Source organism: Borrelia crocidurae, from assembly GCF_000825665.2.
In the GTDB taxonomy this organism is placed as follows: Bacteria; Spirochaetota; Spirochaetia; order Borreliales; family Borreliaceae; genus Borrelia; species Borrelia duttonii.
On sequence record NZ_LN609267.1, the window covers coordinates 635,986 to 650,374 of the forward strand.

12 protein-coding genes, 5 tRNA genes and 1 pseudogene are annotated in these 14,389 nt (G+C 29.4%); 13 read left to right on the forward strand and 5 right to left on the reverse strand.

The features are described from left to right. Positions 1 to 100: 100 nt before the first annotated feature. On the reverse strand, positions 101 to 1,603 hold the full coding sequence (locus BN1173_RS03080; RefSeq protein ID WP_040236542.1) for a lactate permease LctP family transporter: 1,503 nt from the start codon (positions 1,601 to 1,603) through the stop codon (positions 101 to 103). Between the two features lie 80 nt (positions 1,604 to 1,683). Between BN1173_RS03080 and BN1173_RS03085 the strand changes: the two are divergent. The 12 genes and pseudogenes from BN1173_RS03085 to BN1173_RS04385 all read left to right on the forward strand — a co-directional run. Next, a pseudogene (locus BN1173_RS03085) lies at positions 1,684 to 2,629 on the forward strand (D-alanyl-D-alanine carboxypeptidase family protein); the annotation flags it as partial. Between the two features lie 245 nt (positions 2,630 to 2,874). Then, complete coding sequence (locus tag BN1173_RS03090) at positions 2,875 to 3,366, forward strand: chemotaxis protein CheD (protein ID WP_014696437.1); 492 nt, start codon at positions 2,875 to 2,877, stop codon at positions 3,364 to 3,366. A gap of 178 nt (positions 3,367 to 3,544) precedes the next feature. Then, positions 3,545 to 4,966 (forward strand): beta-Ala-His dipeptidase, encoded by a 1,422-nt coding sequence (gene pepD / locus BN1173_RS03095; RefSeq protein WP_040236546.1) that lies wholly within the window; start codon positions 3,545 to 3,547, stop codon positions 4,964 to 4,966. Between the two features lie 81 nt (positions 4,967 to 5,047). After that, positions 5,048 to 5,122 (forward strand) — tRNA-His (locus BN1173_RS03100). 17 nt (positions 5,123 to 5,139) lie between these two features. After that, positions 5,140 to 5,213, forward strand: a tRNA-Arg gene (locus BN1173_RS03105). Between the two features lie 57 nt (positions 5,214 to 5,270). Further along, a tRNA-Leu gene (locus BN1173_RS03110) sits at positions 5,271 to 5,351 on the forward strand. Between the two features lie 5 nt (positions 5,352 to 5,356). Continuing rightward, positions 5,357 to 5,428: transfer RNA gene (locus BN1173_RS03115), tRNA-Gly, on the forward strand. 48 nt (positions 5,429 to 5,476) lie between these two features. Then, the gene (gene tig / locus BN1173_RS03120; protein ID WP_040236548.1) at positions 5,477 to 6,823 is read left to right on the forward strand and encodes a trigger factor; all 1,347 of its coding nucleotides are present in this window, start codon (positions 5,477 to 5,479) and stop codon (positions 6,821 to 6,823) included. Positions 6,824 to 6,837: 14 nt separating this feature from the next. Beyond that, the gene (gene clpP, locus BN1173_RS03125) at positions 6,838 to 7,422 is read left to right on the forward strand and encodes an ATP-dependent Clp endopeptidase proteolytic subunit ClpP (RefSeq protein WP_025400847.1); all 585 of its coding nucleotides are present in this window, start codon (positions 6,838 to 6,840) and stop codon (positions 7,420 to 7,422) included. A gap of 22 nt (positions 7,423 to 7,444) precedes the next feature. Further along, positions 7,445 to 8,734, forward strand: a complete 1,290-nt coding sequence (gene clpX, locus BN1173_RS03130) for an ATP-dependent protease ATP-binding subunit ClpX (RefSeq protein WP_012538357.1) — start codon at positions 7,445 to 7,447, stop codon at positions 8,732 to 8,734. Next, a complete protein-coding gene (lon, locus tag BN1173_RS03135) occupies positions 8,709 to 11,117 on the forward strand; it encodes an endopeptidase La (RefSeq protein WP_040236551.1) in 2,409 nt (802 codons plus the stop codon). The genes clpX and lon overlap by 26 nt, the downstream gene beginning before the upstream one ends. Positions 11,118 to 11,151: 34 nt before the next feature. Continuing rightward, positions 11,152 to 11,298 carry a hypothetical protein gene (locus BN1173_RS04385; RefSeq protein WP_172641966.1) on the forward strand — a complete coding sequence of 49 codons (147 nt, stop codon included), beginning with the start codon at positions 11,152 to 11,154 and terminating at the stop codon, positions 11,296 to 11,298. A 28-nt stretch (positions 11,299 to 11,326) separates the two neighbouring features. Here the strand turns inward: BN1173_RS04385 and rpsD are convergent, their stop codons facing one another. The 3 genes from rpsD to BN1173_RS03150 all read right to left on the reverse strand — a co-directional run bounded on the left by rpsD (position 11,327) and on the right by BN1173_RS03150 (position 13,372). Beyond that, positions 11,327 to 11,953: a 30S ribosomal protein S4 gene (gene rpsD, locus BN1173_RS03140; protein WP_014696444.1), complete on the reverse strand. Its 627-nt coding sequence runs from the start codon at positions 11,951 to 11,953 to the stop codon at positions 11,327 to 11,329. An 18-nt stretch (positions 11,954 to 11,971) separates the two neighbouring features. Further along, positions 11,972 to 12,045, reverse strand: a tRNA-Met gene (locus BN1173_RS03145). A gap of 55 nt (positions 12,046 to 12,100) precedes the next feature. Further along, the gene (locus BN1173_RS03150) at positions 12,101 to 13,372 is read right to left on the reverse strand and encodes a cation diffusion facilitator family transporter (protein ID WP_040236552.1); all 1,272 of its coding nucleotides are present in this window, start codon (positions 13,370 to 13,372) and stop codon (positions 12,101 to 12,103) included. A 116-nt stretch (positions 13,373 to 13,488) separates the two neighbouring features. Between BN1173_RS03150 and BN1173_RS03155 the strand changes: the two genes are divergently transcribed. Beyond that, a complete protein-coding gene (locus BN1173_RS03155; protein WP_040236553.1) occupies positions 13,489 to 13,857 on the forward strand; it encodes a hypothetical protein in 369 nt (122 codons plus the stop codon). Between the two features lie 35 nt (positions 13,858 to 13,892). Here the strand turns inward: BN1173_RS03155 and cdd are convergent, their stop codons facing one another. Further along, positions 13,893 to 14,348, reverse strand: coding sequence for a cytidine deaminase (gene cdd / locus BN1173_RS03160; protein WP_014696447.1), 456 nt, complete (start codon positions 14,346 to 14,348; stop codon positions 13,893 to 13,895). Between the last annotated feature and the right edge of the window lie 41 nt (positions 14,349 to 14,389).

Below are 14,389 nucleotides of genomic sequence, written 5' to 3' on the forward strand. Positions count from 1 at the left end.
AATTCAAGTAATTTTAAGATATGTATAGATTATTCAAATAAGACCAACTATTTGTTGGTCTTATTTGTTAATATTATGATATATCTAAATTTATTATTTATTATAATAAGAAGTAAACCAGAATTCCCGATATTAAAATGTATCCAATAGCATATATAATGGTTTTAGATAATAATTTTCCTTCTTGTCCAATAAGTCCTGCAGTTGTTGTTGCGATTGTTATGTTTTGAGGAGAAATCATTTTTCCTCCTGTTGCTCCTGTTGTATTTGCAGCTGATAGCCAATATGGATTAATATCAATATTGTTTGCAATTTGTGTTTGTAAAGGTCCAAATAAAACATTTGAAACAGTATCGCTTCCTGTTAAGAAAGTCCCCAAAGCGCCAATTAATGGGCTAAATAGTGGATATAATGTTCCTGTTAATGTTGAGATACCATCTGCAAGATCTTTGATCATGCCACTATGTGTCATTAATCTTGATATTGATACTATGCATATAATTACAAATGAAGACAATGCTAGTTTTTTTATTGTGAGGAGGAATGTTTTTAGTTGATCAAGTATAGGGACACCTCTCATTGAATAAGATATTATTGTTGCAAGAATAATTAGAATTCCTGGTGAAGTTAGCCATTTAAATTGTAGTGGATTTGCTCCTGGATAAATTTCGAGAATTGTTTTAAAGTTTGATAAGTATTTATTTATTGAGTGAAACAGTGGGGAAACAATTATTATAAGTGAAACTATTAAAATATAGGGCATGCAGGCAAGGAATCCTTGCATTTTTGATACTTTTATTTTATTGCAAGTTTTATTTTCTTTGTCAAAAAATTTTGCATAGATTATTATTATTGCCATTACCGGTATGCTTCCAATTATTGCAGGAAGTTCTGGTCCTAGGATTTTTGAAACATAAACTTGCGATATTGCAATAGATGCACCTGATAGTAGTGTGAGTATAAACATTCCTCCTTTAAGGCTTTTAATTCCGCCTCCTACAAGAATAACCAATATAAATGGTATCAAAAGTGTTGGAATTATTAGTTGTAAAGAGGTGTCATAAGATAACATTTTAACGTCTAATTCTGTTGCTTGTGCTAGAGATATTATAGGAATTCCTACCGAACCATAAGCAGTTGAAGATGTATCCATGATTAGACATAAAAGACATGCAAAAAATGGTTCAAATCCCATTGCTATTAGTATTGATACAGGAATTGCAACAGCAGTTCCATATCCTGCAACTCCTTCCAAGAAGTTACCAAATCCCCATGCTACCAACAAAATGATTATTCGCCTGTCAGAAGATACATTTGATAACATTGCTTTTATGATTTGCATGTCATTTTGGCTTTCAGCCATTTTATATGTAAAAATAGCAGCTACTATTACAATAATTATTGGCCATATTCCCATTATTGTTCCTTCAAGAATTGCAAGACTTGTATTGCTTATTCCTAGGTTTTTGTCAAATAAAACTATTGTAATAGTAACTATTAAACATATTGGTATGACATAATAAGCTGGTTTTTTTATTATTCCAAGCCCAATAATAATTATTATAATTGGAATTACTGCTTTAATGAAATTATATAAATTCATAATTGAATGTGAGCTCCTTTTTCTATTTACCATTTAATTCTATAACAAATTTTTATGCAATAATATACAATATTTATTGTATGAAAATTATTTTTATCATTATGAGCATGTTTCTTTTATGTAATGCTTATAAACTATTTTCAATTACTTTGTTGCAAATTGAAAAAGTGGTTTTGGATGCCAAGTCAGTCGTTTTGCTTGATTGTGATACTAAATGCGTTCTTTATTCCAAGAATCCAAATTTGGTTTTTCCTCCAGCATCGCTTACTAAGCTTGTTACTATTTATACTGCTTTAGTTGAGGCAAAAAAGCAAAATATAGATTTAAATGCTATTGTTCCCATTAGTAGTTCTGCCTCATATTATAATTTGCCTTTAGATTCTTCATTAATGTTTTTAGAAGAAGGTCATAAGGTAACTTTTGAAGAATTGCTTAAGGGGCTTGTAGTTTCTTCTGGTAATGATGCTGCTATTGCTATTGCAGAATTTATAGTTGGTAAAGATTTAAATAATTTTGTTAATTTGATGAATGATAATGTTTTTAAATTGAAACTTATAAATACAAGTTTTGTTGATACATCAGGTTATAGTAAAAATAATAAAATTACAGCATTAGAGATGGCATTATTTGCAAAAACTTATATAGATGAATTTGAATTTATGCTGAAGATACATTCTCTTAAAGATTTTATTTATCCAAAACTTGAAAATTTGGGTAGTACTTCTTCTTCAAAGATGTTAAATTTGAAACAAGATAATAAAAATATTTTGATATTGAATTATCCTTATGCTGATGGATTGAAAACGGGTTATATTAAGACATCTGGTTTAAATTTAGTTGCCACAGCTAAAAAAGATGATATAAGATTAATAGCTGTTATTTTAGGGGTTAGTAAGGGAGTTGATAATATTGGAGAGAAGAAACGTTCATTAATTGCACAAAAATTGTTTGAATATGGATTTGATCATTATTCTAAATTTTTTTGCATTGGCAAAAATAAATGAAAAAAGATATAATGGGGTTGTGATTTATTTTTTCTTTAAAATAGTTTTGAATAGATTTTGAAGAGAGGTTATTTTAGATAATAAATTCTAACATTAAAATATTGAGTGCTATGCTAAGAAGTGATTAAAGATTTAGAGGATCGATTCTGCTGATTACTTTTCAATTATAAATATTAGGTTTATTTGTTTAATTGTATTTGAAAAGTAAAACGTTTAACAGTATTTTATATGGTTTTATAAAAATTTTTTGAGAGAGTGATTAATTTTATGTTAAATCATTTTAATTTTAAATTAAAGAGAGATGTTACGATAATCGTACCGGGTGAGGCTTTTGTATCAAATGATAGGGTTATATCTACGATACTTGGGTCTTGTGTTTCTGTTGTCCTTTATGATGGATTTCGTAAGCTTATAGGATTAAATCATTATGTATTAGTGAAATCCGATTTAGTGGTAGATGACCTTAAAAAGGGTAGGTATGGTGTTTATGCTATTCCTATGTTAATTGATGCTATGATAGAAAATGGTGCATCAAAAAGTAATCTTAAAGCCAAGCTTTTTGGGGGTTCAAATTTTATGGCCAAAGGGACAATAAAGGTGGGTGTTGAAAATTCGTCGTTTGCACTTAGTGAATTAGAAAAATGTGGTATTCCAATTTTAGCTAAAGATTTGGGGCATTCTAAATCCAGAAAGATTTTTGTTTACCCTGAGGATTTTAGGGTTGTTGTTGAATATCCAGATGGTGCTAAAGTTTTTTAATTTTTTATATACAATTTAGTGTATATTTAAATCTTATTTGTAATATGTATCAACTTGATAAATTGAGTATGTGTTATTTAGTATGTTTTTGTTAAAAATTGATTTTTTAAGTTGTGTTATATTTGATATATGGTAACTATACTTATTTGTAATTGTAAATTTTTATTGGAAATAATAGATGGAAAATATTGTAATACATTATTTTAAACAGATATCTCAAATTCCTAGATGTTCAAAGAATTTGAAAGGTATTAGTAATTTTGTTAAACAAGAAGCCATAAAATTTGGATTTTCTTTTAAAGAAGATAATGTTGGGAATATTGTTGTGAAGATTAAGGCTAATGAATGTGATAATGTTTTGCCTGTTATTTTACAAGCTCATACAGATATGGTTTGTGAAAAAAATGAATCTGTTGTACATGATTTTGAAAAAGATCCTATAAAGATCATCGAAGATGATGGATATTTTTTTGCATCAGGTACTACTCTTGGTGCTGATAATGGAATTGGGGTTGCAATGATGCTTGCCATTATGAGTGAATCTTCTGCTTTTAAACATCCTGCTTTAGAACTTCTATTTACTGTTGATGAGGAGATAGGATTAATAGGAGCTATTGGACTTGATCCTAATTTATGCAGTGGCAAGATGTTAATTAATCTTGATGGAGAAGAAGAAGGCTATTTTTTGGTTGGTTGTGCTGGTTCTAGACTTATTCATATTGATTTTGAGCCACGATATAGAAAATCTAGAAAAAAAACATGTGTTGAAATTTTATTTACAGGACTTCAAGGAGGCCATTCTGGCGTAGATATTCATATTAATTTTGCTAATTCTTTGAAATTGATTTTTTTTGCATTAAATTCACTTAGAGAAAAAATGTCGTTTGAGATTGGACACATATCTGGTGGATGTAAAAGCAATGCCATTCCTAGAGAGTCTAAGGCATTAATACTAATTGAAGATGAAGATTATTCTTTATTAGAGAGAGAATTAGAATTGTTTAAGTGTTATGTTCATGAAATGCATAATCTTGATGTTGGTTTTGAGATTGTTTTAGATAGAGTGAATTTTTGTGGTGATGTTTTAGATGACATAGATCAGTGCAAACTTTTAGATATGGGAATGGCGTTTTTTAATGGAGTTCAAAAGGTTGAAGATTATGATGAAAAACTTGTTAGAACATCTTTAAATTTTGCTAGTCTGTTGAAAGTTGGAAATGAATATCAGTTTGTATTTACAATAAGATCTTTATTAGATATTGAAAAGGAATATATTTGTTGTCATTTAAAAGCTATTAGTAAGCTTGCAGGTGCTAATTTTAAAATGATTTATGATTATTCTTCTTGGCAACCATCGAAACATAGTAAACTTCTAAGTCATTTGAAAAATGTATATAAAGATATGTATTTGAAAGAAGCTAAGACGGTAATTGTTCATGCTGGTCTTGAGACAGGAATAATATCTGAAAAATTTGGAGAAATAGATGCGGTGACAATTGGGCCCTGGATCAATTATCCTCATACACCAAGGGAACGTGTTGATATTGCTTCAGTTGTTAGAGTTTATGATTTTTTAAAGAAAAGCTTGGAAACTTTGTAAGATGTGAGTTTTTTTGATGTTATTTGGTTGACTTACTTTTTGAATATATATAAAATAAAATTTGCATATAATTGAGTAATTGGTGGTTGTAGCTCAGTTGGTAGAGCTCCGGGTTGTGGTTCCGGAGGTCGCGGGTTCGAGCCCCGTCAATCACCTTTTATTTTTTGTTAAATACACCCATGGCTCAATTGGATAGAGCATTGGACTTCGGATCCAGAGGTTGCAGGTTCGAATCCTGCTGGGTGTGAAGTGTTGGTTTTATACTTGCAAAAGCTTTTTAAGTTTTGTATACTACCTAAGGTATGCAGGAGTGGTGGAACTGGCAGACACGCTAGACTTAGGATCTAGTGCCTTAGGCATGTGGGTTCAAGTCCCACCTTCTGCAAAAGTGCGAAAGTATCTCAGGGGTAGAGTGTCACCTTGCCAAGGTGGAAGTCGCGGGTTCGAATCCCGTCTTTCGCTTAATTTTGGGAATTATTAATGTTAAATCATTTTAATTAGAGGAATATTGTGATATTAACTAGTAATGTAAAATTAATGCCTGGTTCTAAAGTTGAAGCTGTTATTCAAATTTCAAAAGAATTTGTTAAGGCAAAATATAATGAAATCTTGAAAGATTATTCTTCTCGTCTTAAAGTTAAAGGATTTCGTACGGGTAGAGTTCCTTTTAGTATTATTGAAGGTAAATATTCTGACAATATTAGGGCTCTTGCTATAGAGAATCTAATTCATAAATCTTTGGAAGAATTCTTTGAAAGTGCAATTTATAAGCCATTAAGTTATGCTGTTCCTAAAATATTAGATGAAAAATTGGAAATAAATTTTGATAAAGATTTTGAGTTTACTTTTGTTTATGAATCTTATCCTGAATTTGAAATTTCTGATATTTCAAATTTTAAAGTGGAAATTCCAGAAGTTGTTATTTCTGATTCTGATATAGAGGATGAGCTTAAATTGTTACAATTTGAAAATTCAATAATTGTTGAGGATAATGGTAGTGTTAAAGTAGGTAGTATTGTTAGGGTAGATTTTGTGGAACTTGATGATTCTTTAAATGAGATTTTAACAACAAAAAGAGAAGATTTTGTTCTTACCGTTGGGGAATCTGATAATTATTATGGGTTTGATGATGATATTATTGGAATGAAAAAAGATGAAGAGAAAATAGTGAAAAAAAATTATGGTAGTGATTATAAGTTTAGCGAACTTGCTAATACTTCTAAGAGATTAAAGATAGGTGTTAAGGATATAAAGAGACGTGATATTCCTGAGCTTGATGATGCTTTTGCAAAAGATGTTAAAGATAGTTTGAATACTTTGGAAGAGCTTAGGGATTATGTAAGAGAAAATATGTTAAGAGTTGTTCAGGAAAAGACCAACTCTCTCAAGCTTTCAAAGTTATTATCTGGTATTGCAGAAAAAGTAAATATAGATGTACCATCTTCTATGTTTGAAGCTGAATTAAAAAATGTTATTAATGAATTTTCACATCAAAATAAGATTAACATTACTCAGTTGCAAAATTCTTCTACAGGTTTAGAGGATGTTAATGATGTTTTTAAGGAAAATGTACTTAATAAATTGAAATCTAAATTAGTTTTTCAGAAAATGATAGATAATGATTCAAGCGAAGTTACGGAGCTTGATTTAGAGAATGAACTTATTAAGCAGGCTCAAAATTTAAAAATGGCTCTTCAGGATGTTAAGAAATTTTATAAAGAAAAAAAATTATTTGGACTTTTAAAGGATGAAATTAAAAGACAAAAGGTTAAAGAGAAAATTTTACAAGATTTGGAAGAAATTAAACTTGAAAAAATTTCCTTTAGAGATTTTGTTAATTATAAAACAGGTGAATAATGATAAGAGAATGTATGCATAATTTGGTGCCTACTGTTGTAGAGCATACTGGAAATTATGAACGTGTGTTTGATATATATTCAAGATTATTACGAGATAGAATAATTTTTTTGAGTGGTGAGATTAATGATTTAAGAGGAGATACAGTCATTGCTCAACTTTTATTTTTGGAATCTGAAGACTCGAAAAAGGATATATATCTTTATATAAATTCTCCAGGAGGTAGTATTACTGCAGGACTTGCAATTTATGATACTATGCAGTATATCAAGCCAGATGTGAGGACGATTTGCATTGGTCAAGCGGCTTCAATGGCTGCGTTTTTACTTGCGGGAGGAGCTGTAGGTAAGAGGGAATCGTTGTCTTATTCAAGGATAATGATTCATCAACCTTGGGGTGGAATAGGTGGCCAAGCTAGTGACATTAGTATACAAGCGAATGAAATTATAAGACTTAAGAGGTTAATAATAGATATTATGTCTGAAAAAATAGGAGTTTCTAAGGAAAAATTAGCTCTTGATATTGAAAGAGATTATTTTATGACACCAGAAGGTGCTTTGAATTATGGAATCATTGATAGCATTTTGGTGAGGAATTAATTTGAGTTTTAGGTGAGATTATATGGCAAGAAGTAAAAGTCAAAAAATTGAAGGGTGTTCTTTTTGTGGTCGTACTAGAGCTGAGGCTGAAGGTAAGATTATTTCAGCAAAGTCTGTTGCCATTTGTTTTGAATGTTCTAAAATATGTCATAATCTTTTTAAAGAAGAGTCAGACAAACCAGCAAGTAATAAGGCTCCAAGAGGGCTTCCAACTCCTAAGCAGCTTAAGAGTCATTTAGATAAGTATATTATTGGGCAGGAAGATGCCAAGAAAGTATTATCTGTTGCTGTTTATAATCATTATAAAAGGATCTTTAAGGGAAGTAAGCGAGAGACTGGAGTTGAGCTTGAGAAGTCTAATGTACTGCTTGTAGGGCCTACTGGTAGTGGTAAGACATTGCTTGCAAAAAAATTGGCAGCTGAGATGAATGTTCCATTTGCAATTGCTGATGCTACAACTCTTACTGAAGCTGGATATGTGGGAGAGGATGTTGAGAATATTTTGCTTAAACTAATTCATGCTGCTAATGGAGATGTGAGTTTTGCAGAGAGAGGTATCATTTATATAGATGAGATAGATAAGATTGCAAAAAAAGGTGAAAATGTTTCAATTACAAGAGATGTATCTGGAGAGGGTGTTCAACAGTCTTTACTTAAGATAATTGAAGGTACTATTGCAAATGTTCCACCAAGAGGTGGTAGAAAACATCCTTATGAAGAAACTATTGCAATTAATACTCACGATATATTATTTATATGTGGTGGAGCTTTTGTTGGACTTGAAAATATTATTAAGAAAAGAATTAATAGGAGTTTTATTGGTTTTTCATCTTCTAGTTGTAAGGATACAGGTGGAGATAATTCTTTAAAATATTTAGAAATGGAAGATTTGATTAAATTTGGTCTTATTCCAGAGTTTGTAGGTAGACTTCCTGTGCATTCTTATCTTGATAAATTAGAAAAAAAAGATTTGATGAAAATATTAGTTGAGCCCGAGAATTCTATTGTAAGGCAATACTATCATATGTTTAAGATGGATAATGTTGATCTTTTATTTGAAAAAGATGCTCTTGATGCAATTGCAGAAGAAGCTATGCTTAAAAATACGGGTGCTAGAGGTTTACGTTCTATTTTAGAAGAATTACTTAAAGATGTGATGTTTGAAATTCCTTCTAGTAAGCAAATTAAAAAAGTTATTGTGACTAAAGATTCTGTTTTAAATACTAACGTTGAGCCCTTAATTTTAACGGGAAGGCATGTTAATAAGCCTTGGGCAAAAGAACTTTATGAAATCAATTCTAAATCTAATTAATGCTAAAAAAGATGATCTTCCCATTATTCTTGTAAAAGACAATGTTTTTTTTCCCAATGTGTCTTTGTGGGTTAGTCTTGATGATAATGCTTCGATTAATGCAATATATCAGTCTATGTTAGAAGACAGGTTGATTTTATTTTTTTGTGTTAAGGATCTTGAATCTGTTTCGGCTAATGCTAAGATTAATGTAGATAATTTATATTCTATTGGTACTTATTCAAAGATTATTCAGGTTATAAAAGTTACTGAGACTTTGGTAAAAATTTTGGTTGATTTCCATGATAGAGTTGTTCTTAAGAGTATTTTAAAGAAAAATGATTATTTTAGAGCAAGAGTTGATTTTATATCTGATAAATGTGAATTTAATGGTGAACTTTTTACTTATGCTAAATTTTTAAAAGAGACTTATGATACTTACAAATCTTATTTGCCTCCTGCAACATCAAAAGATGATGAGAATGTAAATTTTTTTGATAGTCCGGCTAAATTTGTTGATGTTATAGCTTCTAATGTAAATTTGGAATATAGAGTTAAAGTGGAACTTTTACAAGAGTTAAATGTTAAGGTTAGAATAGAAAAATTAATCATGAATTTAAATATTGAGACTGAGCTTTTAATGCTTAAGAAAGATATTAAGAGTAAAGTTAAGTCTAAGCTTGATAAAGGACAAAGAGAATATTTTTTGACTGAACAAGTTAAGGAGATTCAAAAAAGATTAGGTAAAGATGAGACTGACTATTTTGAGAGATTGAATGTAAAAGATATTCCTAAAGATATTAAATCTAGAATTGAGAGAGAAATATCTAGATTGGCTCGTACAAATGCAAATTCACCAGATGTGAATATTATTAGGAATTATATTGAATTATTGCTTGAGTTGCCTTGGAATGAAAATACTGTGATGAAGAATTCTTTAAAAGAAATTGAGATTATTTTAAAAAATTCTCATTATGGTATGAATGAGGCTAAAGAGAAAATAATGAATTTTTTAGCCGTTTATCATATTAATTCTAAAGTCCAAGCTCCTGTTTTGTGTCTTGTAGGTCCACCTGGAACTGGGAAAACTTCTGTTGCTTTATCTATTGCTAAATCTCTTTCTAGAGAATTTGCAAAAATTTCGCTTGGTGGGCTTAGAGATGAGACAGAAATTAGAGGACATCGTAGGTCTTATGTTGGAGCTCTTCCTGGGGTTTTTATTAATGCAATCAAAGTTGCAGGTAAATCCAATCCTGTTGTTCTTCTTGATGAGATAGATAAAATTAATAGTACTTATAAAGGAAATCCAGAAGCTGCTCTTTTGGAAGTTTTAGATTCCGAACAAAATACCAGGTTTGTTGATCATTATTTAGAGATTCCTTATGATCTCTCTAATGTGTTGTTTGTGGCGACAGCTAATTCGATAAATGAAATTTCTAGGCCTCTTCTTGATAGAATGGAGATTATTAAGATAGAAGGGTATTCTTGTGTTGAAAAGTTAGAAATTGCAAAAAATTTTTTGATACCAAATATTATTAAGGAGAGTTGTTTAGGTAAAGTTTATATCAGAATAGAAGATGATGTTATTTTACATATAATTAGAAACTATACTATGGAATCTGGAGTTAGAAATTTAAAAAGAGTATTGACCAATTTGTTTAGAACGGTTTTAAGGGAATTGCTTTATAGTTATTCCAAGGAAGATATTATTGAAGGCAATTTTTATTTTCCAAGTTCCTTGATACATGGTAATAATTTACTCTTTACTCATGATCCTGATATTCGTGGTATTTATAAGATAATTAATATGCATAACTTTCATTTTTATGTAAATTGTGAAAGTAGGTTTAATTTGATGCGCATTGATTCTTCTGGGTTTGTTTATGGTCTTGCTTGGACAAATTATGGAGGTGCTGTACTTCCTGTTGAAGCTATTAAGTTTGATAAGAAAGGTGACATTATTTTAACAGGTAGTCTTGGAGCTGTTATGAAAGAAAGTGCACAATTGGCGTATTCTGTTGTTAAAACTTATTCTTCAAAACTTAATTTGGATATAAATGAAATTCCAGAAATTCATCTTCATTTTCCAGAGGGAGCTATACCAAAAGATGGACCTTCTGCTGGGATTACTATTGCAACAGCTATTGCTTCTGTTTTATCTGATAAAAAAGTACCTTTGGATGTTGCTATGACCGGAGAAGTGACTCTTAAAGGTTCAGTTCTTTCTGTTGGAGGTATTAAAGAAAAGGTTCTTGCGGCTTATAGAAATGGTATAAATAAAATTATTCTTCCAAGAGATAATGAGAAAGATTATGTTAAGCTTCCAGAAGATATTAAAGATAATATTGATGTTAAGTATGTTTCTCATTTAAGAGAAGTATTTGATTATTTAAACATTATTTAAAGTTTATGTGATAAAATTTATTAAAGGAGGGGCTATGAAAGATGGAATTAGAAAACCTTCAGGCAGTAGGGCATCTTTGAATTTTCAAGGTATTATTAAAAACCCAACAAAAAATAATTTTTTAAACTTTTCAAATAACAACTTTGGTAAAAATTTTACTAAAAAGAAGAAAGGTAAATAGCATGACTAGAGTCATGCTATTTGTTACATTACGCTCTCTTGGAATAATATTCTACAATCATTTGTTCATTTGCAAGAGTAGGTATTTCATCTCTTGATGGAGTTCGAATTATTTTGACATTGAGGGCGTCAGCGTTTACTTCTATCCAATCTGGTAATTTTCTAAGAGTAGATGTTTTTTCTATATTAGACCTGACTAATTTTTTTAAGCTATCTTTTTCCTTTACTTGTATTATATCGTTTGCTCTTAAAGTAATGGATGGGATTGTAACTCTTCTTCCATTAAGTATAATAATACCATGTGAAACTATTTGTCTTGCATGAGCTCTTGAAATGGCAAATCCAGCTCGATAAATAATATTGTCAATCCTTCTCTCAAGTAATGCCAAGAGATTGTCACCAGTGACTCCGTGTTGTCTTCTTGCTTCTTTAAAAACATTAGTGAGTTGCCTTTCACTAACACCATAAGTAAATTTTACCTTTTGTTTTTCTATTAATTGTTTTCCATATTCTGTAACTTTAGTTCGCCTAGATCTTCCATGCATTCCAGGTGGATTGGGTTTTTTTTTAAGTAATTTGTCATATTTTGGCTGTTCAAAGATATTAACCCCAAATCGTCTAACCAATTTTCCTTTAGCTATACTTTTCCTGTTCATTAATTCCTCACATTTAAATAGCAGGGGCAGGACTTGAACCTGCGATCTTCGGGTTATGAGCCCGACGAGCTACCCAGCTGCTCCACCCTGCGTCTTGAAACATAGTCTAACATAATTTTGTTTGTAGTGTCAATTAATTTTATATTCTTATATTAATATATGTGTTTCGCATATTTCTTGATGACATTCTTTTATTGTATGTTTTATTTTATCTACTTTTTGTATTAACTTTTCTAAGTTATCTTCATACTTTAAATCTAGTTTGATGTAAAGATTTATTTCATCCCCTTCGATTTTAAAAATTTTTGTTCTTATTATTGATATTAATATTTTTCCTAATATATTCTTAATTTCTCTTTTTAAGTTTATGTTTTGTTTTGAGAGAAGATTATTTGCATTGTCGATAATTACGTGTAATCCTTCTTTAATCATTATAAAGCCAATACATATGGATATTATTTTGTCAAAACCTGTCCATACATAAGTTGCAAGTAATAAACTTAACGTGGTACCTCCATGAGAGAATATGCAATTTTTATCGGATGATGATAATGCTAGAAGTAAGTAATTGTTATATCTTTTACCGATTTGAAATTTTACTACATGCTCGATTATCTTTACTAAAAAGAATATAAAAGGTATTAATGGTATCCAAATGCTTTTTTTAAAAGAATTATTTGAAAATATTTCTAATATGTTTTTTTTACTATGATGTTCATGATTCATATGCAGTTCAGGTTCTTTGTGAAAATCTATTATTTGATTTAGTCCTGTTGAGTTTATAAATATTGTAAATCCTGAGATTATTATGGCGATTCCTATAATTAATGCTATTAGATTTTCCATTTTTTTATATCCGTAAGGATAATGAATTGTTTCTGGTTTATTTGTAATTTTTAAACTAAAATATGTAATTGTCGATAAAATGAAATCCGATATAACATGAAGTGCATCTGCTATGAGAGCAAATGAATTAAAAAGAATGCCAACGGTAAGTTTAGATGTTATTGATGCTACTTCTGCTAGTACTGAAATTAATCCTATTCTCATAATTATTGTATCTTTTTTTGTTTCATGAGTTAAATCTTTTTCGTATTCATTATTGTTATTGACAAATCCTAAATTTTTAAGCTCTTCTTTGATAGCATTGATTTTGCATAATATTTTGTGTATTTTATTTTTTTTTCCATAGTGGATTAGATTACGAATTAATATTTTTTCTATTCCTTCTGCATGAAAATTTGGATCCATATAAAAATTATTGATTTGAATTTCTTTATCTTGTATTTTTGCTTTTAAATATGAAATCGCATTAACGTTATTTTCTACATAAGCTATATAAATTTCATTTTTTTGTAAGTTTTCAAGATTGAATTGAGTGCATTTATTGATATTTTTGCTATTAATTATTTTAATCATATTTGCACTTTTCCTTTAGTTTATTGCATAATCCTATTATGTGTAAAGATAACATTATTTTTTTTAATATTCAATTAATTTCATTATATCACTAAAGGGAATTGGAGGGATGTCTTATGTTGCAATCTCAATTATTTGTTAAAAAATGCAAAAGATGTATTTCTAAAGATGAAGTTTTAATGAATAATGTAAAGAATGTCGAAAATGTTTTTTACGATTTTCTTAAAGTTTTTGATAAAAAGGCTTTAGAAAATATGTTTAATTATTATTATGAAAATTTTGATTTTGATAAAGGAATATATGATTTTATTGATAAATTTATTCCAATGATTGATTTTTTGTCATTAGAAATTTTGGAACATGAATTTAATTTTGATGAGAAAAGAATTATTTTAGATATTTTTGATGCATCTGCATGTACTATGAAATCCAATCAGTTAAGCGATTTTGCAAAGGCTATCGTTTCTCTTGGTATTTTGAGTTGATATTGAGACTTAATTTTTCATATAAGATTTATATGTCATATTGTTTTATTTGCTTTAAATATTTTTGATAGTTCTTCTTTATTGAATGGAAATTTAAGTAGATCGTTGAGTGTGTAAATTTTAAAAACTTTTTTATTTAAGTTAAATTGATTAGGATCTGTTATTAATATTTTAGTATCTTCTTCGAAAAATTCTGACATTACTTGACGACATATTGCGCATGGGACACTTGCTGGGATTGTTGTGACTAATATGAAATCGATTTTTTGGACTCCAACAGATGATATCATGTTTATTATTGCAGCTTGTTCTGCACATCTAGTTGCTCCAAAGCTTGCGTTTTCAACATTTGAACCTTGAAAAAATAAATTGTCTTTAGTTTTAATACAAGCTCCAACTTGAAATTTTGAGTAAGGAGAATATGCGTTATTTCTTGCAGTTTCAGCTAATTGAAATGCTTTTATAATTGCATCCTGTTCATTATCATTCATTTATAAAACCTCTTGAATTTATAGCGTATTCAATTATAACA

Excerpts from the sequence above, each read along its gene's own strand:
- BN1173_RS03090 (WP_014696437.1), top strand. The coding sequence starts at position 2,875 with ATGTTAAATCATTTTAATTTTAAATTAAAGAGAGATGTTACGATAATC.
- clpX (WP_012538357.1), top strand. The coding sequence starts at position 7,445 with ATGGCAAGAAGTAAAAGTCAAAAAATTGAAGGGTGTTCTTTTTGTGGT.
- BN1173_RS04385 (WP_172641966.1), top strand. The coding sequence starts at position 11,152 with ATGAAAGATGGAATTAGAAAACCTTCAGGCAGTAGGGCATCTTTGAAT.
- clpP (WP_025400847.1), top strand. The coding sequence starts at position 6,838 with ATGCATAATTTGGTGCCTACTGTTGTAGAGCATACTGGAAATTATGAA.
- BN1173_RS03150 (WP_040236552.1), bottom strand. The coding sequence starts at position 13,372 with ATGATTAAAATAATTAATAGCAAAAATATCAATAAATGCACTCAATTC.
- cdd (WP_014696447.1), bottom strand. The coding sequence starts at position 14,348 with ATGAATGATAATGAACAGGATGCAATTATAAAAGCATTTCAATTAGCT.
- BN1173_RS03080 (WP_040236542.1), bottom strand. The coding sequence starts at position 1,603 with ATGAATTTATATAATTTCATTAAAGCAGTAATTCCAATTATAATAATT.
- pepD (WP_040236546.1), top strand. The coding sequence starts at position 3,545 with ATGGAAAATATTGTAATACATTATTTTAAACAGATATCTCAAATTCCT.
- BN1173_RS03155 (WP_040236553.1), top strand. The coding sequence starts at position 13,489 with ATGTTGCAATCTCAATTATTTGTTAAAAAATGCAAAAGATGTATTTCT.
- lon (WP_040236551.1), top strand. The coding sequence starts at position 8,709 with ATGAAATCAATTCTAAATCTAATTAATGCTAAAAAAGATGATCTTCCC.
- rpsD (WP_014696444.1), bottom strand. The coding sequence starts at position 11,953 with ATGAACAGGAAAAGTATAGCTAAAGGAAAATTGGTTAGACGATTTGGG.